23 protein-coding genes are annotated in these 23083 nt (G+C 70.5%); 6 read left to right on the forward strand and 17 right to left on the reverse strand.

The genetic code is table 11. From position 1 onward, the window contains the following. The first annotated feature begins 197 nt into the window (after nt 1-197). The 3 genes from QZL85_RS08540 to QZL85_RS08550 all read left to right on the forward strand — a co-directional run bounded on the left by QZL85_RS08540 (nt 198) and on the right by QZL85_RS08550 (nt 3441). Complete coding sequence (locus QZL85_RS08540; RefSeq protein ID WP_295576049.1) at nt 198-1553, forward strand: HNH endonuclease signature motif containing protein; 1356 nt, start codon at nt 198-200, stop codon at nt 1551-1553. Between the two features lie 74 nt (nt 1554-1627). Beyond that, complete coding sequence (locus tag QZL85_RS08545) at nt 1628-2509, forward strand: helix-turn-helix transcriptional regulator (RefSeq protein ID WP_295576050.1); 882 nt, start codon at nt 1628-1630, stop codon at nt 2507-2509. Between the two features lie 83 nt (nt 2510-2592). Beyond that, nucleotides 2593-3441: an aldo/keto reductase gene (locus tag QZL85_RS08550; RefSeq protein WP_295576051.1), complete on the forward strand. Its 849-nt coding sequence runs from the start codon at nt 2593-2595 to the stop codon at nt 3439-3441. Between the two features lie 24 nt (nt 3442-3465). Here QZL85_RS08550 and QZL85_RS08555 read toward each other — a convergent pair whose 3' ends face one another. Both QZL85_RS08555 and QZL85_RS08560 read right to left on the reverse strand, forming a co-directional pair. Continuing rightward, a complete protein-coding gene (locus QZL85_RS08555) occupies nt 3466-4485 on the reverse strand; it encodes a zinc-dependent alcohol dehydrogenase family protein (protein WP_295576362.1) in 1020 nt (339 codons plus the stop codon). A gap of 29 nt (nt 4486-4514) precedes the next feature. After that, a complete protein-coding gene (locus tag QZL85_RS08560) occupies nt 4515-5759 on the reverse strand; it encodes a multidrug effflux MFS transporter (protein WP_295576053.1) in 1245 nt (414 codons plus the stop codon). Nucleotides 5760-5860: 101 nt separating this feature from the next. On the opposite strand from QZL85_RS08560, the gene QZL85_RS08565 reads away from it, so the two are divergent. Further along, the gene (locus tag QZL85_RS08565; RefSeq protein WP_295576054.1) at nt 5861-6751 is read left to right on the forward strand and encodes a helix-turn-helix transcriptional regulator; all 891 of its coding nucleotides are present in this window, start codon (nt 5861-5863) and stop codon (nt 6749-6751) included. A gap of 22 nt (nt 6752-6773) precedes the next feature. Here QZL85_RS08565 and QZL85_RS08570 read toward each other — a convergent pair whose 3' ends face one another. From QZL85_RS08570 to rpsF, 11 genes are all read right to left on the reverse strand, one after another. After that, nucleotides 6774-7598, reverse strand: a complete 825-nt coding sequence (locus tag QZL85_RS08570; protein WP_295576055.1) for an FAD:protein FMN transferase — start codon at nt 7596-7598, stop codon at nt 6774-6776. Beyond that, entirely contained in the window at nt 7595-8110 is a 516-nt protein-coding gene (locus QZL85_RS08575; protein ID WP_295576057.1) for an FMN-binding protein, read from the reverse strand. Before QZL85_RS08575 ends, QZL85_RS08570 begins: the two co-directional genes overlap by 4 nt. Nucleotides 8111-8141: 31 nt before the next feature. Continuing rightward, complete coding sequence (locus QZL85_RS08580) at nt 8142-9569, reverse strand: ferredoxin reductase family protein (protein WP_295576059.1); 1428 nt, start codon at nt 9567-9569, stop codon at nt 8142-8144. Nucleotides 9570-9677: 108 nt separating this feature from the next. Then, complete coding sequence (locus QZL85_RS08585; RefSeq protein ID WP_295576060.1) at nt 9678-10400, reverse strand: cation diffusion facilitator family transporter; 723 nt, start codon at nt 10398-10400, stop codon at nt 9678-9680. Nucleotides 10401-10435: 35 nt separating this feature from the next. Further along, complete coding sequence (locus QZL85_RS08590; RefSeq protein WP_295576062.1) at nt 10436-10840, reverse strand: hypothetical protein; 405 nt, start codon at nt 10838-10840, stop codon at nt 10436-10438. A gap of 19 nt (nt 10841-10859) precedes the next feature. Then, nucleotides 10860-11732, reverse strand: a complete 873-nt coding sequence (locus QZL85_RS08595) for a 3-methyladenine DNA glycosylase (RefSeq protein ID WP_295576064.1) — start codon at nt 11730-11732, stop codon at nt 10860-10862. 47 nt (nt 11733-11779) lie between these two features. Continuing rightward, nucleotides 11780-13150, reverse strand: coding sequence for a replicative DNA helicase (gene dnaB, locus QZL85_RS08600; protein WP_295576066.1), 1371 nt, complete (start codon nt 13148-13150; stop codon nt 11780-11782). Nucleotides 13151-13525: 375 nt separating this feature from the next. Beyond that, on the reverse strand, nt 13526-13978 hold the full coding sequence (rplI, locus tag QZL85_RS08605; protein WP_295576067.1) for a 50S ribosomal protein L9: 453 nt from the start codon (nt 13976-13978) through the stop codon (nt 13526-13528). Between the two features lie 11 nt (nt 13979-13989). Continuing rightward, nucleotides 13990-14244: a 30S ribosomal protein S18 gene (rpsR, locus tag QZL85_RS08610; RefSeq protein ID WP_005054609.1), complete on the reverse strand. Its 255-nt coding sequence runs from the start codon at nt 14242-14244 to the stop codon at nt 13990-13992. Between the two features lie 50 nt (nt 14245-14294). Then, nucleotides 14295-14810 carry a single-stranded DNA-binding protein gene (locus tag QZL85_RS08615; protein ID WP_295576068.1) on the reverse strand — a complete coding sequence of 172 codons (516 nt, stop codon included), beginning with the start codon at nt 14808-14810 and terminating at the stop codon, nt 14295-14297. 5 nt (nt 14811-14815) lie between these two features. Further along, a complete protein-coding gene (gene rpsF, locus QZL85_RS08620) occupies nt 14816-15154 on the reverse strand; it encodes a 30S ribosomal protein S6 (RefSeq protein WP_295576363.1) in 339 nt (112 codons plus the stop codon). A 206-nt stretch (nt 15155-15360) separates the two neighbouring features. On the opposite strand from rpsF, the gene QZL85_RS08625 reads away from it, so the two are divergent. Next, nucleotides 15361-16356: a hypothetical protein gene (locus QZL85_RS08625; RefSeq protein ID WP_295576070.1), complete on the forward strand. Its 996-nt coding sequence runs from the start codon at nt 15361-15363 to the stop codon at nt 16354-16356. Next, the gene (locus QZL85_RS08630; protein ID WP_295576071.1) at nt 16353-17555 is read left to right on the forward strand and encodes a hypothetical protein; all 1203 of its coding nucleotides are present in this window, start codon (nt 16353-16355) and stop codon (nt 17553-17555) included. The genes QZL85_RS08625 and QZL85_RS08630 overlap by 4 nt, the downstream gene beginning before the upstream one ends. 15 nt (nt 17556-17570) lie before the next feature. On the opposite strand, the gene QZL85_RS08635 is transcribed toward QZL85_RS08630, so the two are convergent. The 4 genes from QZL85_RS08635 to QZL85_RS08650 form a co-directional block, all read right to left on the reverse strand. Further along, a complete protein-coding gene (locus tag QZL85_RS08635; protein ID WP_295576072.1) occupies nt 17571-19229 on the reverse strand; it encodes an ABC transporter ATP-binding protein in 1659 nt (552 codons plus the stop codon). After that, nucleotides 19229-20227 carry an ABC transporter permease gene (locus tag QZL85_RS08640; protein WP_295576074.1) on the reverse strand — a complete coding sequence of 333 codons (999 nt, stop codon included), beginning with the start codon at nt 20225-20227 and terminating at the stop codon, nt 19229-19231. The genes QZL85_RS08635 and QZL85_RS08640 overlap by 1 nt, the downstream gene beginning before the upstream one ends. 2 nt (nt 20228-20229) lie before the next feature. Then, on the reverse strand, nt 20230-21318 hold the full coding sequence (locus QZL85_RS08645) for an ABC transporter permease (protein ID WP_295576077.1): 1089 nt from the start codon (nt 21316-21318) through the stop codon (nt 20230-20232). Between the two features lie 101 nt (nt 21319-21419). Further along, the gene (locus tag QZL85_RS08650) at nt 21420-23054 is read right to left on the reverse strand and encodes an ABC transporter substrate-binding protein (RefSeq protein WP_295576078.1); all 1635 of its coding nucleotides are present in this window, start codon (nt 23052-23054) and stop codon (nt 21420-21422) included. Nucleotides 23055-23083: the final 29 nt, after the last annotated feature.

A 23083-nucleotide genomic window follows, 5' to 3' on the forward strand; every position in this document is an offset into this window, starting at 1 on the left:
GTGGAAGCGGGGCCGCCGATCTCGAATCGATTCGGATGGCGTGCATCCATTGTCCCGCATGATGGATGCCGTCCGCGACGGTTTCACCGAAGAAGCGCGGGGTTACTCGCGGGAAAGTGTAGAGATGTCGGAGGCTGGGTGGTAGAATCGCATCACAGATTCGAACATACAGGTGCCCCCGTCCCGAGTGAGCCCTCATGTCCTCTGTCATCCCGGCGGCCGACGAGTCGCCCGTGGCGATCCTGCGCCGCACGGATCAGGTGGTCGACGCGTTCGCCGACGTCCAGCGCCGGCAGGCCGCACTCGACGCCGAGGAGATCCGCACCCTCGCCCGCGCGGCCGCCCTCGTGAAGGACGCCGGTGAGCGGGGATCGCGGCGGGAGATCGCGCAGCGGTCGCTCGTCGCCGAACTCGCCATCGCGACGCGGAGGAGCGAGTGGTCGGTGTCCCGGCAGATGGGGCAGTGCGCCGATCTCTGCGAGCGGTTCGGGGTCGGCGTCGCGGCGCTCGAGCGCGGCGAGATCACACGGCGGCATCTCGTCGTGATCCAGGAGGCCGGGGCCGCGATCCACGATGACGCGGACCGCGCGGCATACCTGGCGTTCGCCCTCGAGCGGGCGCGCACGACGTCGCCCGGGCGCCTCGCGCCGCTCGTGCGCACCCACGCGGAGCGGTTCCTGGACCGCACCCTCGACGAGCGCGCCCGGGACGCACATGCGTGCCGCCGCGTCGAGCTGTGCGATCTTCCCGACGGGATGGCCGAGCTCGTCGCGACGCTCCCCGCGACTCTCGCGCACGGCATCCACGACCGTCTCAGTCGGCAGGCCCGATCCGTCGTGGAGGCACGAGGCGACGGCGACGGCGGCGACGGCGACGGCGACGGCGACGGACGCACGATCGACCAGGTGCGCGCCGACGTCTTCACCGACCTCCTGCTCACCGGCGCGCCCGACGCGTGCCTCGGCGGGGAGGGTCTCGGCGCGATCCGCGCCATCGTGCAGGTCACGGTCCCGGTCCTCACGATGACCGGGCGCAGCGACGAGCCGGCGCTGCTCGCCGGCTATGGACCCATCGACGGCGACACCGCGCGGGCCCTCGCCGCGGGCGCCACCGGCTGGGAGCGCGTGATGACGTCGCCCCTCACCGGGGACGTCCTCGCCGTCGACCGGTACCGGGTGACGGCGGGACTGCAGCGCTTCCTCCGGGCGCGCGACGAGCACTGCCGCTTCCCGGGATGCCGGAAGCCGGTGTGGCGCTGCGACGTCGACCACACGCACGATGCCGCACGCGGCGGCACCACCCGTCCCGAGAACCTCGCCCATCTGTGCCGACGGCACCACACCCTCAAACACGCGAGCGCCTGGACCGTCGAACAGACGTCGCCGGGTGTGCTCGTCTGGACGAGTCCCAGCGGCCGCCGCCATACCGATCGACCGGAACCGACGGTGCGCTTCGTCCCGGAGGCCGAGGTGCTCAGTGTGCGGACGCGGCTGCGGGAACCCTGGCTCCTGCCCGTCCACGATCCGCTCGGGTCCCGCGACGCACCGTTCTGATCGGCGGGGTGCCCGTCGTTCCAGGTACTGGCAAGGCCTCCCAGCCCACGTCGGCGGGGCGTAGCGTCGACCGCATGGATCACCGCAGCGAAGTTCGACAGTTCCTGTCGACGCGTCGGGACCGCCTGACCCCCGACCAGGCAGGCCTCCCCGCTTACGGCGGCAACAGACGGGTCCCGGGTCTCCGCCGCGAGGAGGTCGCGATGCTCGCCGGCGTGAGCGTCGATTACTACACGCGTCTCGAACGGGGAGACCTCTCGGGGGCGTCCGAGGGTGTCCTCGACGCCCTGGCCCGCGCGCTGCAGCTCGACGACGCCGAGACGGCGCACCTGTTCGACCTGGCCCGGGTGGCCAATGCGTCCCCCGTCGCCCGCAAGCCCCGCAAGCGGACCACCGGGATCCGTCCGAGCATCCAGCGCGTCGTGGACGGGCTGACGGAGGTCCCGGCGCTCGTCCGCGACAACTACTTCGACTATCTCGGCGCGAACCGGCTCGGCCGCGCCCTCTACGCCCCGCTGTTCGCCTCCCCGGCACCGAACAGCGCCCGCTTCGCCTTCCTCGACCCGGCGGCGCCGGAGTTCTACGTCGATTGGGAGAAGAACACCCAGGAGCTCGTCGCCACGATGCGCGGCGAAGCCGGGCGCAACCCGTACGACAAGCGCCTGAGCGACCTGGTCGGCGAGCTGTCGACGCGGTCGGAGCGGTTCCGCACGCTGTGGGCGGCGCACAACGTGCGCTATCACCGCACCGGCGTCAAGCGGCTCCGCCATCCGGTCATCGGCGAGATCGAACTCGTCTACGAAGCGTTCGAGCTGCCGGCCGACCCGGGACTGACCCTGTCGACCTACACCGCCGAACCCGGCTCGGCGTCCGAGGACGCGCTCAAGCTGCTCTCCAGCTGGTCCGCCACCACCGACACTCCGACCGCGCGCACCGACGTGCCGGCCGAATCCTGAGCGCCCGCCGCCGCATCGGCGCATGAGGCGAACGCTGTCCACCAGCCCCTACGACGACCCACCCCTCACGAAAGGCTCTCATCATGGAGACCGTGACCCTCAACAACGGCGTGGAGATGCCGATCCTCGGATTCGGCGTCTACCAGGTCGGACCCGACGAGACCGAGGCTGCCGTCGCGGCGGCCATCGCCGCCGGCTATCGCCTCATCGACACGGCGGCCGCCTACCGCAACGAGGAAGCCGTCGGCGCGGCGATCGCCGCATCCGGCGTTCCGCGGGACGAGCTGTTCATCACGACCAAGCTGTGGATCCAGGACGCACCCGCCGAGGAGAACACGGCGCGTGCGTTCGATGACTCGGTCCGCAAGCTCGGTCTGGACTACCTCGACCTGTACCTCATCCACCAGCCGTTCGGCGACTATTACGGTCAGTGGCGCGCGATGGAGAAGATCCACCGGGAGGGCCGCGCCCGCGCCATCGGGGTGTCGAACTTCGCCCCCGACCGGCTGCTCGATCTCGTCCTCAACAACGAGATCGTCCCTGCCGTCAACCAGATCGAGACGAACCCGTTCCACCAGCAGACCGCGGCCCACGAGGTGCTGAAGGCGGAAGGGGTCCAGATCGAGTCGTGGGGTCCGTTCGCGGAAGGTCGCAACGGACTGTTCACGAATCCGGCGCTGTCCGAGATCGGCGGCGCCCACGGGAAGTCGGTCGCGCAGGTCGTGCTCCGCTGGCTCGTCCAGCGCGGCGTCGTGGCCATCCCCAAGACCGTCAGCGCGGAGCGCATGGCGCAGAACCTCGACGTGTTCGACTTCGCCCTGACGGATGCCGAGATGACCACGATCGGGTCGCTCGACGAGGGCTCGTCCCAGTTCTTCGACCACCGCGACCCGGAGATGGTGCGCTGGCTCAGCGCGCGGCGCCTGGACTGAGCGCCCGTCGGGCCCCCGCCGGGGTCACGTCGTCAGCAGCACCTTGATGGCGCGGCGCTCGTCCATGGCCCGGTAGCCCTCGGCGGCCTGCTCGAGCGGCAGCGTGAGGTCGAAGACCTTGCCCGGGTCGATCTCGCGATCCCAGATCAGCTGGATGAGCTCCGGCAGGAAGCGGCGCACGGGCGCGGGTCCGCCGTGCAGGTGGACGCCGGAGAAGAACAGCTCGACGCCGTCCAGCGCGACGCCGTGCGAGACGCCGACGTAGCCGACGTGGCCGCCGGCGCGGGTCGCGCGGATCGCCTGCATCATCGACTCCTGCGTGCCGACGGCCTCGATCACGCTGTGCGCACCGAGCCCGCCGGTGAGCTCCTTGATCCGCTCGACGCCCGCGTCGCCGCGCTCCTCGACGATGTCGGTCGCGCCGAACTCGCGGGCGAGGGCCTGCCGGTCGGCGTGCCGCGACATGGCGATGATGCGCTCGGCACCGAGCCGGTGGGCGGCGAGGATGCCGAGGAGGCCCACGGCGCCGTCACCGACGACCGCGACCGTCTTGCCCGGACCGGCCTCGGCGGCGACGGCGGCGAACCAGCCGGTGCCGAGGACGTCGGATGCCGCGAGCAGGGAGGGGATGAGGTCGGCGTCGGGCTGCCCGGGCGTCGCGACGAGGGTCCCGTCGGCGAGGGGGATCCGGGCGTACTCCGACTGGGCGCCGGTCGGGGCGCCGGGCTGACGGTGGACGCAGTGCGTCTGGTAGCCGGCCAGGCAGATCTCGCACGTGTTGTCGGAGGCGAAGAACGAGCCGACGACGAAGTCGCCCACCTTCACGGTCTTCACGTCGTCGCCGATCTCGGTGACGACGCCGACGTACTCATGACCCATGGCCTGGTGGTCGACGTCCTCGGCGCCGCGGTAGGGCCACAGGTCGGATCCGCAGATGCAGGACGCGGACAGCCGGATGATGGCGTCGGTCGGCTCGACGATGGTCGGGTTCTCGCGATCTTCGACCCGGACGTCGCCGGGGGCGTGCATGATGACTCCGCGCATGATGGTGGGGTTCTCCTTCGGTGAGGTGTTCACAGGTGGACGGCGTCCGCGGGCACGGGCGGCATCGTGGTCGGGGGACGGGAAACGGTGGGGCGGCGCAGCAGCAGCGCGGCGCCGGCGGCGAGGATCACGCCGGAGAGGGTCACCACGCCGAGCGGCAGGATGCTGGTCGCGCCGGCGACGCCGACGAGGGGCGCCGCGACCCCGCCGAACCCGAAGCGCAGCATCCCGAGCAGCGAGGATGCCGTCCCCGCCATCTGCGGGTACTCGGCCAGCGCGAGGGTGGTGGCGGGCGGGGAGGTGATCGCGACGCCGCTCGCCAGCAGGAGCAGCGCCACGACGACGACCCCGAGGGGCTGGGGCGTCAGGCCGGCGACGAGAAGTCCCGCCGCGCCGACCCCGGCGACGAGGATGCCGACGACGAGGGTGCCGCGGATGCTCCAGCGCGCGGCCGCACGGCCGGACAGGAAGCCGCACGTCATGAAGCCGGCGGAGTTGAGACCGAACGCGAGCGCGTACCCGAGCGGCGAGAGGCCGTAGATGTCCTGCAGGACGTAGGTTGCACCGGCGAGGTAGGCGAAGAGCGCGGCGTACAGGAACCCCTGATTCAGGACGGCGCCGACGAACACCCGATCCGCCACGAGCGTGCGGAGGTCACGGGCGGTCTGGCTGATCCCGCCGCGCGTCCGGCGATCGTGGGGCAGCGTCTCGGGCAGCGCCAGAGCGACGACGAGGAGCAGGACGGCGCCGACGGCGGCGAGGAAGAGGAAGAGCCCGCGCCAGTCCGTGACCGTGTTGAGCACGCCTCCCAGGAGCGGCCCGACGATCGCGGCGAAACCCCCGACGACGGTGAGCCGGCCGTAGAAGCGGATGAGCGCGACGCCGCTGTACACATCGCGCCCGGCGGCCTGCGCGATGACGATGCCGACGCCCCCGGCGAGCCCCTGCACGAGTCGCGCGCCGATGAGCAGCTCGACGGACGGGCTGACGGCGCAGAGCACCGAGGTCACGACGTACGCCGTGATCCCGACGATCAGGATGCCGCGTCGGCCGAACCGGTCGGACAGGGGCCCCGCGATGAGCTGCCCGAGGGCGAGCCCCACGAGGCACGCGGTGATCGTGAGCTGTGCGACCGAGGTCGCCGCGGCGAACTCGGCGGTGAGGGCGGGAAGGGCCGGCAGGTAGAGGTCCATCGAGATCGGCCCGAACACGGTCAGCAGCAGGAGGAGCACAGGCAGCAGCCGGCGCACGATCGGGGCGTCGGAGAAGGGCATGCGTCGAGTCTCGCCACCCTCTGATCCGCGCGGGAGTTCCTGGTGTGACGCGTACTGACAGGGCACCCCTCCGCGGGCGCCGCGGACGTAGCCTGGCCGGTATGGACAACCGGACCGAGGTGCGCGAGTTCCTCATGACGCGCCGCGCGCGCGTGACGCCGGAGGCGGCGGGGCTCACCGCGGGAGCGAACCGTCGCGTCGCGGGCCTGCGGCGCAGCGAAGTCGCGAGCCTCGCCGGCGTGAGCGTCGAGTACTACGCCAAGCTCGAGCGCGGCGCGATCTCGGGCGCGTCCGCCGCGGTCCTCGAGGCCGTCTCCCGGGCTCTGCAGCTCGACGACGCGGAGCGCGCCCACCTCTTCGACCTCGCCCGCGCGGCCGATGGGATCCCCACCTCGGGGCGTCCCCGCCGACGCGCCGCCGGCAAGACCGCCGTGCTGCGGCCGAGCCTGCAGTGGGCTCTCTCCTCGATCACCGACGGCATCGCCTTCGTGCGCGACACGCACCAGAACCTTCTCGCGGTCAACGAACTGGGCAGGGCGTTCTACTCGCCGGTGATCGGCGACGGCGGGCGGATGCCGAACCTCGCGCGCTTCCAGTTCCTCGACCCCGCGGCACGCGACTTCTACCCCGACTGGGATCTCTTCGCGGAGATGTGCGTCGCGATCATGCGGGCGGAGGCCGGCCGCGACCCGCACGACAAGGCGCTGCAGGACCTGGTCGGCGAGCTGTCGACGCGCAGCGACGTCTTCCGGCGACTGTGGGCCGCACACGATGTGCGCACCCACGGCGCCGGGGTCAAGCGCTTCCGGCATCCCGTGGTCGGGGAGGTGACGCTCGCGTACGAGGAGTTCGCGCTCACCGCCGACCCCGGAACCGTCATGCTCGTCTACACCGCCGAACCCGGGTCGCCTTCTGCGGAGCGACTGCGTCTCCTCGCGTCGTGGGGTGCCGAGCAGCACCGCACCTCGCCCACCCCGCTCGCCACCGAGTGACCGTCCGCTGAGGTCCGCTCGATCACGCGACCTGCGGGAGCGCGGGAGAGGGCGCCGCGACCGAGACCTCGGTCGAGCGGATCCAGCGTCGCACCCGACCGTCGTCGCCGACCAGGATGCCGGTGCGGGTTCCGGCGTCCGCGATCCAGGACAGGTCGTCCATGCCGGCGACCACGGCGGAGGTCGCCCACACGTCGGCGGCGGCCAGACCGTCCGCGATCACGGTGGCGCTGGCGACGCCCCGCGCCGGAGACCCCGACCGCGGATCGATGATGTGCGCGCCCCGCTCGGCGAGCCCCGAGGTGGCGACGGCGCCGTTCACGACGTCGATGGTCGCGATCACGGCGCCCGGGTGGGCGGGGTCGGCGATGCCGATGCGCCAGGACCAGTCCGCGCCCGGTGCCGTGAACAGCTGGAGGTCGCCGCCGGCGTTGATCCCCGCCGCGATCACCTCGTCGCGCTCGAGAAGGGGTGCGAGGTGCGCGCGCGCGGCGGTCTCGACCGCCCACCCCTTCACGTACCCGGTGGGGTCGAACCAGCCGCGCCAGTCCGCGCTGAACCGTCCTCCGGTCGCGGCTTCCCAGTGGGCGCACGCATCGGCCACCGCGGCGACGCGCGGGTCGAGCGCCGGGGTCCTTCCGTCTCCCCGCCGGAGGCGCGAGATGTCGGAGTCGTCGCGGTAGGTCGAGAAGACCCGGTCCAGGTCGCGCAGCGCGGCGAAGGACGCCTCGGCCTCGGCCTCGCCCCAGGACGGAGCACCGGCGCGGGTGATGACATGGATGCTGACGACGGTGCCCATGATCTGCTCCGTCCAGATCCGGCGGTGCGTGCGGCCGACGTGGCTCATGACTGCGCCTGGTCGATCGCGCTCTGCAGCGACTGCAGGTACCCGTCGCTCGTGTACGTCGCTCCCGACACCATGTCGATGTCCGCGCTCTGCGCCTCGAGCGTCTCCGAGACGAGCTGCGGAATCGCCCGCTCGTTGATCTGGCGGTCGCGGGAGTTCGAATCCGGGTAGTCCACGACGTCGACAGCCGTGATCTGGCCCCCCGATGCCGTCAGGGCGACCTGGACCGGCCCGAAGCGCGTGCTCGCGGACTGCCCGGTGTACGTGCCGTCCACGAGCCCTGACGCGGTCGTCGCGGTGCCGGCCGCGGCATCCTCCTCGGTCGTCGTCGGAGTCGGGGTCTGGGTGGGGGTCGCGACCTGCGGGACGGTCGTCGTGGAGGTCGTGTCGCTGACGGATGCGGCCTCATCCGCCGCGGCCGGGGTGATCTCCTCACCGAGCGAGGTGCGGTAGCTGAACAGCAGCACGAGGCCGCTCAGGGTGGCGAGGACGCCGTAGACGATCTTCTTCACGATTCCTCCGAAGGACGGGTCGCCGGGGCGACTAGACGGTGAACGCTTCCGCGTGGATGCGGTCGGGGGCGAACCCCGCGGCATGGAGGTCGGCGCGGAGCGCGTCCATCCAGGGGCCCGGTCCGCACAGGAACACGTCGTACTCCGCGGGGCGGGGTGCGAGGTGGCGGAGCAGGTCGGCGCCCCGCCAGGCCGCGTGGCTCGCGGGCAGCCAGGCCGACCCGCCCTGAGCGCGCGGCCCGTGGAGCGTGTAGTGGGCGACGCCCCGCGTTGCGGCGAGGCGTGCGATCGGTCCGCGCAGGAGCGCATCGCCGTCGGCGTGGTCGCGGACGAGGAGGGTGGCGGCGCCGGGCGCGTACGCCTCGGACTCGAGCAGCGCGACGAGGGGTGCGACACCCGCGCCCGCGCCGATCATCAGGAGCTTGGTCCCGCCGCGCAGCTCGCCGGTCATGCCGCCGTAGGGTCCCTCGAACACGACACGCGTGCCGGGCGCCAGAGTGGTCAGGCGCCGCGTGCCGTCGCCGACGATACGCGCCGAGATGGTCAGTGCGTCGCCGGTCGGCGCCGCCGCGAGCGAGAACGGGTGTCCCCGCATCCACCCGGCACCGTCCAGGAACCGCCAGACGAAGAACTGACCCGGGCGGGCCCGGAGTGCCGAGAGTGCGCGACCGCGCAGTCGGACGGTGACGCCGCGGTCGCCGTCGGGCTCCACCGATGAGACGCGCATGTCGTGCCGCAGCGACCGGAACGCCGGCACGCCGATCCGGAAGACCACGACGCTCGCGGCCGTGACCGCCCAGAGCGTCCACCAGTAGACGGTGGCGAGGGGGGATGCCACGAAGTCGGCGCCGGTCCACAGCATGTGCGGGACGGCGAGACCCACCCCGAGGTAGCCGTAGAGGTGGAGCAGGTGCCAGCTCTCGTAGCGGAGCCGGCGCCGCGCGCGGCGGATCGAGGTCACGACGACGAGCACCAGGAGGAGCGTGCCGGCCGTGGCCAGCAGCATCCCGGGGTAGTCCCAGACGAACTGCCACAGCTGCGTGAGCGGGTCGATGCCCGCCTGCACGGCGTAGCCGACCACGAGCAGGGCGATGTGGACGAGGAGGAGCCAGAACGACCAGAATCCGACGACGCGGTGCATGCGGGTGATCGCGTCGCGGCCGAAGCCACGTTCGAAGAGCGGCACCCGCGCCATGAGCAGCACCTGGTACAGCAGGAGGTTCGCCGATACGAGACCGGTGATCCGGCCGAGGGTGTTGAGCGTCTCGGCGCCGCCGGCCAGCACCGACTGCACGCCGCCGCCCGAGACCCAGAGCGCCACCACGACGAGGCTCGTCGCCCAGATGACGGTGACGGCCGCGGCGTTCCAGACCCTCCGGGTCGAGCGTCGCCGCGTCCGGCGCACGGGCGCCGTGGCCACGGCCGCGGGGCCGGTCGTCGTGAGGAGGGTGGCTGTCATGCGCCCATGGTGGGCGCGGAGTCTATGGCGACACCCAGAACGACGCATGAACGGGCCGCGTCATAGGCGATTCATCGGCGGCTCATTGCCGGGGCCGGGTGATGCTCCTCACGCGGGGTGGCGGTCGTCCTCGTCGTGAGCGCCATGGTCGTGACCGTCGGCGTCGAGGAGCATGCCGACCGAGGTCGCACACGCGTCGCCGCGCCATGCCTCGACGCCCTCGCGGATCGCGAACCCGGCGATGACGAGGCCCGCGAGCGAATCCGCCCACCACCAGCCGAGGAGGCTGTTGAGGACGAGCCCGACCAGCACTGCGGCCGACAAGTAGGTGCAGATGAGGGTCTGCATCGAGTCGGCGACCGCCGTGGCCGACCCGAGCTCCCGCCCCGCACGCCGCTCGGCGAACGAGAGGAACGGCATGACGACGACGCTGAGCGCCGTGATCGCGATGCCGAGCGGTGACGGCTGGATGTCGGGGCCCGTGACGAGCGCGATCACGGAGCTCGCCGTCACGTAGGCGGCGAGCGCGAAGAACGCCACCGCGATGACCCGCAGAGTGCCGCGCTCCCACCGCTCCGGCTCGCGACGGGTGAACTGCCATGCGACCGCAGCCGCGGAGAGCACTTCGATGGTCGAGTCCAGCCCGAACGCGATCAGCGCGGCCGAGGACGCGATCGACCCCGCCGTGATCGCGACGATCGCCTCGACGATGTTGTACGTGATCGTCGCCGCGACGATCCAGCGGATCCGGCGCTGGAGGATCGCCCTCCGATCGCGCGGGACGGCGCGCGCGGCGACGCTCCCGCGGTCCTCCGATCCGATGTGCGGCATGTCGACGACGATACCCACGCCGACGTGTCACCGGCTCAGACTGCGGGAGCCGTCCTGTCGTCGAGGAGGCGACGCACGCCGCCGCGGGCGAGCATCAGGACGACGATCAGCAGGGTGACCTGGAAGAAGCCCCCGAGCCGCACGCTGTCGCCGAATGCCCACGCGACGAGTTCGAGCACGAGGAATTTGCTCCCCGGGAGGATCAGCAGGAGCGCGATGAGGTTGACGATTCGCACCGCGGGGGTCTCGGCCGCTCGGATGCGCGCCAGCACCCGCTTCTTGATCCAGAGCACGGCTTCGAGGACCACTTTGAGCAGGATCGCGGTCAGCAGGGCCAGGACGAACGTTTCGGAGATGACGGCCGGGAACAGCTGGGTGAACAGGCCGAGGACGACGAGATAGACGAGGACGTCGACCAGATCGATCGGGCGGATCCGCACGGGGCGAGTGTACCGAGCCTCAGTCCATCCCGACGGCCACGCGGTCGGTCACCGCGATCAGCTCTTCGCGGAGCGGCTCGGCGCGTTCGGCGAAGGCCCGCTGGCTGCCGACGTACTCCGCTTTTCCCTCGGCCGATTCGATGGCCACGGGCGCGTATCCCCACTCGGTGAGGTCGTAGGGCGAGGCGCGCATGTCGAGTTCGCGGATGTCGCGTGCCAGCTCGAAGCAGTCCAGCAGCAGCCGGCCGGGCACCACCGGGCCGAGCTTCACCGCCCACTTGTAGAGATCCATGTTCGCGTGCAGGCAGCCCGGCTGCTCCGTCGCCGACTGCTGCTCGCGGGTGAGCGCCAGACGGTTCCGCGGCACGGCGTCGGGCGTGAAGAAGCGGAAGGCGTCAAAGTGCGTGCAGCCCAAGGGATGCGCGTCGACGACGGCGTCGGTGTCGGTCTGCCCCAGGCGCAGCGGCGCCGGATGGCGGTGCTCCGGCTGGCGGTAGACCATGGCCCATTCGTGCAGCCCGAAACAGCCGAACTGCGCGCGCCGTGAGCGGGCGCCCCGCAGGATGCGACCCACGCCCGTGAGGAGGAGGTGCCGCTCCCGGGCGATTCTTTCATGGTCGACGATCGCATCCCGGCCTTCGACGAGGTACCAGCGCCAGCTGCCACGCGCCTCGCCGGCATCCTGCAGGAGCACGCCCAGGCCGGGATGCCAGCGTCGCAGCAGTGCGGGCTTGTAGCTGTAGTACGTGAAGAGGAAGTCGTCGACGGGATGCGTCTCGCCCACGGCCGCCCGTGCCCGCCGGCCCGCCGTCAGCGCGTCGGCGCGCTCTGCGTGCTCGCGCGCCGACGCCGCCCACTCCGGGGCGGCGAGCGCGGTGGCGACGTCATTCACGCCACGAGGATACGCGTACGGTCACCGTGCGCAGCGATCGCGGACCCTCAGTCCATCCCGACGGCCATGTCGGTGAACCGCGAGAAGTGGCCTTGGAAGGCGACGGTGATCGTGTCGGTCGGGCCGTTGCGGTGCTTGGCGACGATGAGGTCGGCCTCGCCGGCGCGCGGGCTGTCGCGCTCGTAGGCCGCCTCGCGGTGCAGGAGCACGACCATGTCGGCGTCCTGCTCGATCGAGCCCGACTCACGGAGGTCGGACAGCGCCGGCTTCTTGTCGGCGCGCTGCTCGGGACCACGGTTCAGCTGCGACAGCGCGATGACCGGGACCTGCAGCTCCTTCGCGAGGAGCTTGAGGGCACGCGAGAACTCCGAGACCTCCTGCTGGCGCGACTCGACGCGCTTGCCGCTCGTCATGAGCTGGAGGTAGTCGATGACGACCATCTTCAGTCCGACGCGCTGCTTGAGGCGGCGGCACTTCGCGCGGATCTCGACGAGCGTCATGTTCGGGCTGTCGTCGATGTAGAGGGGTGCGTCGTTGATGCGGCCGCGCGTCGCGGCGATCGTCGTCCAGTCGCGCGAGTCGAGCGTGCCCTTGCGCATGCTCTGCAGCGGCACGGCGCCCTCGGCGCTCATGAGGCGCATCGCGATCTCGCTCTTGCCCATTTCGAGCGAGAAGAAGATCGTCGGGTAGTTGTGCTTGATCGCGGCGGCGCGCGCGAAGTCGAGCGCGAGCGTCGACTTACCCATCGCGGGACGGGCGGCGATGATGATCATCTGGCCGGGGTGCAGACCGTTGGTGAGCTGGTCGAGACCGCCGAAGCCCGTCGGGATGCCGGTCATCTGGCCGTCGCGCCCACGCGCGGCCTCGATCTCCTCGATCGCGGCGCCGACGGCGACCTCGAGCGGGACGTAGTCTTCGGCGGCCTCGGTGCCGGTGACGGAGTAGATCTCGGCCTGGGCGTTGTTGACGAGGTCGAGCGCCTCGCCCTGGCCGTTGTAGCCCATCTGCACGATGCGCGTGCCGGCCTCGACGAGGCGGCGCAGCAGTGCGCGCTCGTTGACGATCGACGCGTAGTAGCCGGCATTCGCCGCCGTCGGGACGATCGAGGTCAGGGAGTGCAGGTAGTCCGCGCCGCCGGCGCGCTGCAGTTCGCCGCTCTTGATGAGCTCGTCGGTGACCGCGACGACGTCGGTGGGCTCGCCGTGCGAGTAGAGCGTGAGGATCGCTTCGAAGATCAGCTCGTGCTTGGGGACGTAGAAGTCGGTGCCGCGGAGGGTCTCGATGACGTCGGCGACGGCATCCTTCGACAGGAGCATGCCGCCCAGGGCGCTCTGCTCGGCGAGCAGGTCGTGCGGGGGTGTCCGCTCGTGCTCACGGGGCGCGCCGAGACGCTCCTGCGAGATGTCCGCAATAGACATACGGCACCTTTCTGCACGCATTGTCGGGCCCTCGGGGGCGGGCCACACGCAACGTTAGGCATGGGGTCCGACGCCCGCAAACCTGCCTGTGGATAACTGTGTGGACAATGTGCGAGAAACGCCGCCATGCCTGTGCACAACGCCTGTGCAAAACGCCCGAGGTGTGGCACAAGCCGGAGATTCTTTCACCCTCTGATCAGGGGTTTCTGATTCCACAGGCTGTGGAGGGGGAATGTGGTTGAAGTCTGGCTTGAAGGTTGCCTCCGGCGCGGACAGCTGGGGATGGATCCGCGTTTGTCAAGTGCGAAAACACCGCCGCGCACGCGCGAAGAAGCCCCGGACCACGTGGTCCGGGGCTTCTTCGTCGTCGACGCCTTACTTGGCGGCGACCACCTGCAGGTTGATCACTGCGGTGAGGTCGTCACGGAGGCGAACGGTCGCCTCGTGGTCGCCCACGGCCTTGATCGGGGAGGTGATGTGGATCTTGCGCTTGTCGAGCTCACCGAGGCCGGCAGCCTTGACGGCGTCTGCGACGTCGCCGGTCTTCACCGAGCCGAACAGGCGGCCTTCCTTGCCGGCCTTGACGGTCAGCTTGACGGTGGCAGCCTCGAGGGCGTCCCTGAGCGCCACAGCCTCTTCGTGGTCGTGGATCGCGCGCGACTCGCGGGCGGCGCGGATGGACGCCACCTGCTTCTCGCCACCGCGGCTCCAGGCCACTGCGAAGCCCTGGGGGATGAGGTAGTTGCGGGCGTACCCGTTCTTGACCTCGATGACGTCGCCGGCGCTTCCGAGCCCGGCAACCTCGTTCGTGAGAATCAGCTTTGCCATGTCGGTGCTCCTTAGCGGCCAGCGCCGGCGTAGGGCAGGAGCGCCATTTCGCGCGCGTTCTTGATCGCCTTGGCGATCAGACGCTGCTCCTGAACCGAGACACCGGTGATACGACGGGCGCGGATCTTCCCACGCTCCGAGATGAACTTGCGAAGAGTTGCGACGTCCTTGTAGTCGATGACGCCGACGCGGATCGCCTTCGCGGGAGCGGCGTTCTTGGCGCCCTTCCGCGGCTTACGGCGATCGCCGGTAGCCTTTCCAGCCATGTGTTTTCCTTACGAGTGTGATCGGATGCCGATGGCATCCGGAGTCTGAATCAGAACGGGGTGTCGTCGCCGTACGACGTGCCGGGGGCGCTCCACGCGTCCGGGGCAGCCGAGCCGGGCGTGGACCACGGCTCGTCCTGCTGGACCTGGGGACGCGCCTGGCCGCCGCCACCGCCGGAACCGCCGGAGCCGCTGCCGCCGGAGGCGGCGCGGGTGACCTGGGCTGTCGCGTACCGCAGCGAGGGGCCGATCTCGTCGACCTCCAGCTCGATCGACGTCCGGTTGTTGCCTTCGCGGTCCTGGTAGGAGCGCTGCTTGAGGCGACCGGTGGCGATCACGCGGGAACCCTTCGTGAGCGATCCGGCCACGTGCTCGGCGAACTCGCGCCACACCGATGCGCGGAGGAACAGCGCTTCGCCGTCCTTCCACTCGTTGGCCTGACGGTCGAAGGTGCGCGGCGTCGACGCGATCGTGAAGTTCGCGACGGGCAGGCCGTTCTGCGTGTAACGCAGCTCGGGGTCTGCCGTGAGGTTGCCCACGACGGTGATGACGGTCTCGCCGGCCATCGTCGTTACGCCTTCGCTGCCTTGCGGGCGGCCTTGGCGTCGGAGCGCTCCTTCTCGGCAGCGACCATCGCCATTGCCTCCTCGGCACGGAGGACCTTGGTGCGCATGATCTGCTCGTTCAGCTTCAGCTGACGGTCGAGCTCCTGCGTGGCCTCGCTCGTGGCGGTGAAGTTGACGACGGCGTAGATGCCCTCGTTCTTCTTCTGGATCTCGTACGCCAGGCGGCGACGGCCCCAGATGTCGATGTTCTCGATGCTGCCGCCCTCGTTGGTGATGACCTTGAGGAACTTGTCGAGGTTGGTGCCAACCTGACGCTCATCGATTTCGGGGTCGAGGATGACCATGAGCTCGTACTGATGCGTGTGCGTCACTAACCCACCTCCTTCGGACTAGAACGGCTGCCGGGCATTTCCCGGCAGCAGGAGGGTGTGTGCACGTGTCACGGGCTTCTTCGGACTGGGCCGATGCCGGACAACCTCCACAGTCTAGCGGATGCCCGGTCAGCGGCCCAATCACCGGCTGGCGAGGGCCGCCGGGTAGCGTGGCGGGCATGGAGTGGACCTCGGACGTCGCGGCCGGTGCGTGGATCCTCGAGCGCATCGACGATCCGTGGCGGTACACGATGCACGACGTCGTGCCCCGTGGCTTCCCGGCGTACGCGCGGATCTTCCACCCCGCATGGCGCGATCGGCCCGTCGGGGAGCCGTGGCCGGGGCTGCCCTACGGCCGGTACTCCGCCGAGTGGGACGCCTTCCAGCAGCGGAACCCGGACATCGTCGACGAGCGCGTCACGTGGGCTGTGACCGCGAAGGCCATGGGCACCACGATGCATCCGCGCGCGCAGTGGAGCGCGCTCGTGGCGCCGGGGCGGATCGTGGAGAACGAGGACGGTCCGCGCGACGCGGACGGCTGGCGCTACGGCGACCCCGAGCAGGGCGGGATGCCCGCCGACACGCTCGCGTCCGTCGCGGACGTGCTCGCGGGCCATACGACGACACCGGATGACGGGTGCGCGTCGCTCTGGGAGGGTTTCGGCGGACTCGTCGGGTTCCTCGGTCAGGGGCCGTCGCGCGGCTTCTACGGCTGGATCGACGGCGACGACGGCATCGTGCAGGCCCGCCACGACGAGATGCTCGGCAGGTCCGTCAAGGACCGCTTGAACAGCGTCTTCCGCAGGCCCACCTGGCAGGACGGCATCCTGTCGCGGGAGGTCTCGGAGGGTGCGCGCCTGCACCTGCCCGGACGTGACCAGGTCCTCTTCCGCGGCGGCCTCGCCGAGCTGACGGAGCCGGACTGGGTGCTCCGCGTCCCGTGGCGCGACCGCGTGTCGGAGGAGCACGGTTTCCCGCCGAGCGCGCAGTCCCCGAGCCTCCTCTGGCCGGAGGACCGGGCGTGGGTGCTCGTCAGCGAGGTGGACTTCGACTCGACGATCGTCGGCGGGAGCGCGGACCTCGTGGCGGCACTGTGCGCCGATCCCCGCCTGGAAGCGCTGGAGATCGCCGAAGGCACCGTGCTGACCTACGACTCCGACGAGGTGAACCGATGACGACACCCCTGTCCTCCCTGCCGTTCGACGCGCGCCCGCTCGTCGAGCCGGTCGACCGGAACGTGGTGCGCGCCTATGTGCAGCGCCTGCGCGAGACCGGCCGCGCGCCGAAGACCTCCGGCGCGGCCATCGCCGTGATGGCGACCGTGATCGGCGTGATCTTCCTCGTCCTGTTCGGCAACGTCGTCGTCGGCGTGATCGGCGCGTTCTGGCAGCTCTCGCAGAACGGGATCGGCGGATCACCGGCCGGTTTCCTGTTCACCCTCGTCCCGATCCTCTTCGTGGCCGTGATCGCGGGCTTCGTGGTGTTCCTCGCGATCCGGCTCTTCCGCGGCGGGAGCGGCGAACGCTGGTACCGGCTCGACCGGTTCGCGCAGGCGAACGGGATGACGTGGCACGCCGAGGCGCTCGCGCCGCCCCTGCCCGGCATGATCTTCGGGCTGGGCCACAGCCGGCGCGCGAGCGACGTGCTGCGCGGGAGCGATCCGCGCTTCGTGGAGTTCGCGAACTACCGCTACACGACGGGCTCGGGGAAGAACCAGACCACGCACCAGTGGGGATACGTCGCGGTGCACCTCTCGACCCCGCTGCCGCACATCGTCCTGGATGCGCTCGGCAACAACGCGCTCTTCGGCTCGAATCTCCCGGCATCCTTCGACAAAGAGCAGCACCTCAGCCTCGAGGGTGATTTCGACCGGTTCTTCTCGCTGTACTGCCCGCGGGGCTATGAGAGCGATGCGCTGTACCTGTTCACGCCCGACATCATGGCGCGCTTCATCGACAACGCGGCGGCGCTGGACGTCGAGATCGTCGACGACTGGCTCTTCCTCTACGCCAAGCGCGACTTCTCCACGCTCGACCCTGCGACGTGGGCGTGGCTCTTCGCCGCCGTCGCGGCGCTGCTGGACAAGTTCGCCCAGTGGGAGCGCTGGCGCGACGACCGCCTCGCCGGCGCCGCGGCGGCGGCGCCGCTCGCCGGGTCCGTCGGTGGGGAGGCCGGCGCGGCCGCGGCCGCGCTGCCGTTCGCCGCGCCGACGGCGACGCTCCGGCCGCCGCCCGGCGTCGCGCCGCAGGGTCGCCGCCTGACGCGTCGTGTGCCGTGGGGCACGATCGTCGTCTTCGCGGGCTTCGTCCTGTTCTGGCTGCTCATGCAGTCGGGGCTGCTCGGCGGCATCCTGTCGTCGCTGTTCTCCCGCTGACCGGACGCCGGCGGCTCAGAAGCCCTCGAGGTGCGAGGCGGCGCGGCGCGCGGCCTGTTCGACGGGGTCGGGCACCGGCAGCGAGGCGATGAGTCGCTTCGTGTAGTCGTCCTGGGGGTCGCCGAGTACCTGCGCCGTCGGGCCCTCCTCCGCGATGCGGCCGCGGTGCAGGACGACGACGCGGTGCGCGAGCAGGTCGACGACCGCGAGGTCGTGCGTGATGAACAGCGTCGCGAACCCGAAGCGCTCCTGCAGCTCTCCGAACAGGTCGAGGACGCGCGCCTGCACCGACACGTCCAGGGCGCTCGTCGGCTCGTCGGCGATCAGCAGCTTCGGGTCGAGGGCGAGCGCGCGCGCGAGCGACGCGCGCTGCCGCTGCCCGCCGGACAGCTCGTGCGGGTAGCGGTCGCCGAACGCCTTCGGCAGCTGCACGGCCTCGAGGAGCTCGTCGACCTTGTCCCGCGCGTCGGATGCGCGCCGCGCCGCGCCGTGGACGACGAGCGGCTCCGCGACGCACTCGGCGACCGTGAGGAGCGGGTTGAAGCTCGTGGCCGGGTCCTGGAACACGAACCCGAGGTCCTTGCGGAGCTTGCGGAACTCGCGTTCCTTGACGCCGTTCATCTCGGCGCCGAGGACGCGCAGCGACCCGCCCGAGACGGGCGCGAGACCCGCGATCGCGCGCCCGATCGTGGTCTTGCCCGATCCGCTCTCACCCACGAGGCCCAGCACCTCACCGGGCCCGATCCGGAAGTTCACCCCGTCGACGGCGCGGAAGGTGGGGGTGCCGAGGCGCCCCGGGTACTCGATGATGAGTCCCTCGGCCTGCACGACCGCCTCGTCCGCGACGCCTGCCGGCGGCGTCCGGTCGACGATCTCCAGGCGCGGCACGGCGGCCAGCAGCCGCTTCGTGTACTCGTGCTGCGGCGCCGCGAAGAGCTCGCGGGCGGGTGCACTCTCGACGACTTCGCCGTTGAGCATGACGGCGACGCGGTCGGCGAGGTCGGCGACGACGCCCATGTTGTGCGTGATCAGCACGATGGCGGTGCCGAAGTCGTCGCGGAGGCGTCGCAGCAGCTCGAGGATCTCCGCCTGCACCGTGACATCGAGGGCGGTGGTGGGCTCGTCGGCGAGGATGACGGCGGGCTCGAGCGCGAGCGCCATCGCGATGACGATGCGCTGCTTCTGGCCGCCGGAGAACTGGTGCGGATAGTGGTTGACGCGGTGCTCGGCATCCGGGATGCCGACCAGTCGCAGCATCTCCACGGCACGGGCGCGCGCCGCCTTCTTCGAGATCTTCTGGTGCGCGCGCAGGCCCTCCGCCAGCTGCCAGCCCACGGTGAACACGGGGTTTAGCGCGGTGGACGGCTCCTGGAAGATCATGGCCGCCTTGGTGCCGCGCACCTGGCGCAGCTCGTCGCGGCCCATGCTGACGATGTCGACACCGTCGAGGATGACGGCGCCGCTGGCGGTGGCGGTCTCCGGCAGGAGCCCCAGGATCGAGCGCGCCGTCACGGTCTTGCCGCTGCCGGACTCGCCGACGATCGCGAGCACCTCGCCGCGGCGCACCTCGAGCGAGACGTCGCGGACGGCGAAGACGTCGCCGCCGTCGGTGGAGAACGTCACGTCGAGGTCGCGGATCTCCACGACGAGGTCTGACGGGTCTGCGATGGTCATCACTGCACCTCCCCGAGCTCTTCACGAGACGTCGGCTGCGTGGCTGCGACGGCGTCGGCCGGGGTCAGGGTCTTCCCCGCGCGGCGGCGTGCCCGCAGCCGCGGGTCGGCGAGGTCGTTGAGGCTCTCGCCGATGAGCGTGACCCCGAGCACGGTGAACACGATCGCAAGTCCGGGCGGGATCGAGGTCCACCAGATGCCGGCGGCGACGTCGCTGATCGACTTGTTCAGGTCGAAGCCCCATTCGGCCGCCTGGGTGGGCTCGATGCCGAACCCGAGGAAGCCGAGGGCGGCCAGGGTCGAGATCGCCTCGGAGGCGTTCAGCGTCACGACGAGCGGCAGCGTCCGTGTCGCGTTGCGCAGCACGTGGCGGAACATGATCCGACCGGTCGAGGCGCCGATGACCTTCGCCGACTCGACGAACGCCTCCGCCTTCACCCGCACGACCTCGGCGCGGACGACGCGGAAGTACTGCGGGATGAACACGACCGTGATCGACACCGCCGCCGCCATGACGCCCGACCACAGGTCGGACTGGCCGCCGCTGATGGCGATTGCGACGACGATCGCGAGCAGCAGGGTGGGGAAGGCGTAGATCGCGTCGGCGACCACGACGAGGACGCGGTCGACCCAGCCGCCGAGGTAGCCGGAGACGAGACCCAGGATGATCCCGATGAAGACCGACAGGATGACGGCGACGACGACGACCAGCAGCGCGGTCTGCGATCCCCAGATCACCCGGGAGAAGACGTCGAAGCCGCCGACCGTCGTGCCGAGGAGGTGGTCGGCACTGGGCGCCTGCTGCGCGCCGAAGTTCACGCCGTCGGCTCCACGGAGCTGACTGAAGCTGTAGGGGGCGATCCACGGCGCCAGTGCGGCGCAGACGAGGAACACGGCGGTCATGATGAGCCCCGCGATGAGCATGCCGCGCTGCAGGCCGACGCTCTGCCGCAGCTGGTGGACCACCGGGAGGCGGTCCAGGAGTGTGCGCTTGGCCATCGTCAGAACCTCACCCTCGGGTCGATGAACGCCGCGACGATGTCGACGAGGAAGTTGGTGACGGCCACGATGATCGCGATCATGGCGACGATGCCCTGCACCGCCACGTAGTCGCGGGCCGCGAGGTAATAGGTCAGCTGCGAGCCGAGCCCGTTCCACTCGAACGTCGTCTCGGTCAGCACGGCGCCGCCGAGCAGGAGGGCGACCTGCATGCCGATGACGGTGATGATCGGGATCAGCGCCGGCTTGTAGGCGTGCTTGCGGACGAGGCGGAACTCGCCGACGCCGCGCGAGCGCGCGGCGTCCACGAACGGCATGTTGTAGGTGCCGATGACGTTCGTGCGGACGAGGCGCAGGAAGATGCCGGCGGTGAGCAGACCGAGCGTGAGCGACGGGAGGACGGCGTGCTCGATGACGTCCTGCACGTAGGCGCCGTTGCCCGTGGCGATCGCGTCGATGAGGTAGATGCCGGTGCCGTCGCCGCGGTTGAGGGCGATGCCGGTGCGGGCGTCGGCGCGGCCGCTGACCGGCAGCCAGCCGAGCCACACCGAGAAGACGAGCTTGGCGACGAGGCCCGAGAAGAACACCGGCGTCGCGTAGAAGAGGATGGCGGCGACGCGCAGCACGGCGTCCGGCCAGCGGTCGCGCAGCGCAGCGGCGACCATGCCGAGCGGGATGCCGACGATGAGCGCCACGACGAGTGCGTACACGACGAGCTCGAACGTCGCGGTGCCGTAGGTCACGAGCACCTCGGCGACGGGTCGGTTGTCTGTGATCGTCGTGCCGAAGTTGCCGGTGAAGATCTGACCCAGGTATTCGAGGTACTGGACGATGATCGGGCGGTCGTAGCCGGCCTCGGCGATGCGCTCGGCCAGCTGATCGGCGGGGAGGCGTCCGCCGAGGGCCGCCGTGATCGGATCGCCGGTCAGGCGCAGCAGGAAGAAGACGAGCGTGACCAGGATGAACACCGTCGGGATCATCAGGAGGAACCGCACCAGCACGTAGCGGCCGAAGGAGCCGCCGCTCTTCCGGGATGCGGCGAGGGCGGCGGGCGGTTGGTCGACCGGTGCCGCGGCGAGGTCGCTCGTCATGGGGTGAGCCTATCTGTGGGTCCGGGTCGGCGCCCGGGGGTGGGACGGAATGCCGGTGGGGCGGCCCGACGTGCGGACCGCCCCACCGGTGCTTCCATCCCTTACTTCGTGATCGGGGCGAAGCGGAGCTTGAACGAGGCGTCGAGGATGACACCCTCGACGTCGGCTCCGGTCACCGCGACCTGCGCGCCCTGCAGCAGCGGGACGGTGGACAGGTCACCGGCGACGAGCTCCTGGATCTGCTCGATCATCCCGGTGCGGGTGTCGACGTCCGGCTCCACGGCCTGATCGAGGATCAGCTGGTTGACCTCGGGGTTGTCGTAGTGGTTGCCCAGGAAGTTCTCCTTCAGGAAGAACGGCGCCAGGTAGTTGTCCGCGTCCGAGTAGTCCGGGAACCAGCCGAGCTGGTACGACGGGTACACGTCGGCCGTGCGGTCCTTGGAGTACTGGACCCACTCGGTCGACTTCAGGTCGACCTCGAACAGGCCGTCGGCCTCGAGCTGCGACTTCACGAGCGCGTACTCGTCACCCGAGGACGGACCGTAGTGGTCCGGGCTGTACTGCAGGCTGAGCTTGACCGGGGTGGTCACGCCGGCCGCCTCGAGGGTGGCCTTCGCCTTGGCGGCATCCGGTCCGCCCTCGCCGTCGCCGTACAGGCCCTTCAGCGCGTCGGTCGCGCCGGCGAAGCCCTCCGGGACGTACGAGTACAGCGGGGTGTAGGTGCCCTTGTACACCTGCTCCGAGATCGCCTCGCGGTCGACGAGGTCGGCCACGGCCTGGCGGACGGCGAGCGCCTTGGCGGCGTCGGCCTCACCCGTGGTCGCGCCGAACGGCTGCGTGTCGAAGTTGAAGACGATGTAGCGGATCTCGCCGCCGGGGCCGTCGACGACCTTGACGGTGTCGCGCTCCTTGAGGTCGGCGACGTCCGTGGCCGAGAGGCTGCGGTACGCCACGTCGATGTCGCCCTCCTGCACGGCGAGCTTCAGGTTCGACGACTCCGTGTAGTACGTGAGGATGACGCCGCCGTTGACCGGCTCGTCCAGCAGACCCTGGTACGCCTCGTTCGGGGTGAACTCGACGGTCTTGTTGAAGTCCCACGAGGTGATCGTGTACGGACCGCCGAAGGCCTCGGCATCGACGATGTCGGCGTCGGGGGTCAGCGCGTCGGCCGCGAAGACCTCGTCGTCGACGATGGCGCCCGGGAAGCTCGTCAGGATGAACGGGAAGACCTGGTCGTTCTCGGTCTTGAGCTTGAAGACGACGGTGGTGTCGTCCGGGGTCTCGACGCTGTCCAGGTTGTAGAGCAGGCTCGAGGCGCCGTTCGGGTCGGCGATCGCGATGTTGCGGTCGAAGGAGAACTTGACGTCGGCCGAGGTGAGGTCGTTGCCGTTGGCCCACTTCAGACCGGCCGGCAGCGTGACGGTGTACTCGGTCGGCGAGGTGAACTCGGCCGATTCGGCGAGGTCGGGGACGACCTCGGTGCTGTTGTAGTCGGTGTTGACCAGGTACGGGAAGACCTGGGTCTGCACGGCCAGCGAGCCGTTGTCGTACGAACCGGCCGGGTCGAGGGTCGTGACCTTGTCGGTGGTGCCGACGATGATGGGCTCGTCCGACGGAGCGTCGTCGCCGTTGTTCTGGGCCCCGCCGCCGGCGCAGCCGGCAAGGAGGAGCGCCGAGACGCCGAGCGCCCCGATGGCGAGGCCGGCTCGGCCGCGCGTGCTGTGGTGCAGTGACATGTGTACCTCTGCTGTGTCGGTGACGGTCC

This window comes from uncultured Microbacterium sp. (genome assembly GCF_900078385.1).
In the GTDB taxonomy this organism is placed as follows: Bacteria; Actinomycetota; Actinomycetes; order Actinomycetales; family Microbacteriaceae; genus Microbacterium.

Excerpts from the sequence above, each read along its gene's own strand:
- QZL85_RS08540 (WP_295576049.1), top strand. The coding sequence starts at position 198 with ATGTCCTCTGTCATCCCGGCGGCCGACGAGTCGCCCGTGGCGATCCTG.
- QZL85_RS08545 (WP_295576050.1), top strand. The coding sequence starts at position 1,628 with ATGGATCACCGCAGCGAAGTTCGACAGTTCCTGTCGACGCGTCGGGAC.
- QZL85_RS08550 (WP_295576051.1), top strand. The coding sequence starts at position 2,593 with ATGGAGACCGTGACCCTCAACAACGGCGTGGAGATGCCGATCCTCGGA.
- QZL85_RS08555 (WP_295576362.1), bottom strand. The coding sequence starts at position 4,485 with ATGCGCGGAGTCATCATGCACGCCCCCGGCGACGTCCGGGTCGAAGAT.
- QZL85_RS08560 (WP_295576053.1), bottom strand. The coding sequence starts at position 5,759 with ATGCCCTTCTCCGACGCCCCGATCGTGCGCCGGCTGCTGCCTGTGCTC.
- QZL85_RS08565 (WP_295576054.1), top strand. The coding sequence starts at position 5,861 with ATGGACAACCGGACCGAGGTGCGCGAGTTCCTCATGACGCGCCGCGCG.
- QZL85_RS08570 (WP_295576055.1), bottom strand. The coding sequence starts at position 7,598 with ATGAGCCACGTCGGCCGCACGCACCGCCGGATCTGGACGGAGCAGATC.
- QZL85_RS08580 (WP_295576059.1), bottom strand. The coding sequence starts at position 9,569 with ATGACAGCCACCCTCCTCACGACGACCGGCCCCGCGGCCGTGGCCACG.
- QZL85_RS08585 (WP_295576060.1), bottom strand. The coding sequence starts at position 10,400 with ATGCCGCACATCGGATCGGAGGACCGCGGGAGCGTCGCCGCGCGCGCC.
- dnaB (WP_295576066.1), bottom strand. The coding sequence starts at position 13,150 with ATGTCTATTGCGGACATCTCGCAGGAGCGTCTCGGCGCGCCCCGTGAG.
- rplI (WP_295576067.1), bottom strand. The coding sequence starts at position 13,978 with ATGGCAAAGCTGATTCTCACGAACGAGGTTGCCGGGCTCGGAAGCGCC.
- rpsR (WP_005054609.1), bottom strand. The coding sequence starts at position 14,244 with ATGGCTGGAAAGGCTACCGGCGATCGCCGTAAGCCGCGGAAGGGCGCC.
- QZL85_RS08615 (WP_295576068.1), bottom strand. The coding sequence starts at position 14,810 with ATGGCCGGCGAGACCGTCATCACCGTCGTGGGCAACCTCACGGCAGAC.
- rpsF (WP_295576363.1), bottom strand. The coding sequence starts at position 15,154 with ATGGTCATCCTCGACCCCGAAATCGATGAGCGTCAGGTTGGCACCAAC.
- QZL85_RS08625 (WP_295576070.1), top strand. The coding sequence starts at position 15,361 with ATGGAGTGGACCTCGGACGTCGCGGCCGGTGCGTGGATCCTCGAGCGC.
- QZL85_RS08630 (WP_295576071.1), top strand. The coding sequence starts at position 16,353 with ATGACGACACCCCTGTCCTCCCTGCCGTTCGACGCGCGCCCGCTCGTC.
- QZL85_RS08635 (WP_295576072.1), bottom strand. The coding sequence starts at position 19,229 with ATGACCATCGCAGACCCGTCAGACCTCGTCGTGGAGATCCGCGACCTC.
- QZL85_RS08640 (WP_295576074.1), bottom strand. The coding sequence starts at position 20,227 with ATGGCCAAGCGCACACTCCTGGACCGCCTCCCGGTGGTCCACCAGCTG.
- QZL85_RS08645 (WP_295576077.1), bottom strand. The coding sequence starts at position 21,318 with ATGACGAGCGACCTCGCCGCGGCACCGGTCGACCAACCGCCCGCCGCC.
- QZL85_RS08650 (WP_295576078.1), bottom strand. The coding sequence starts at position 23,054 with ATGTCACTGCACCACAGCACGCGCGGCCGAGCCGGCCTCGCCATCGGG.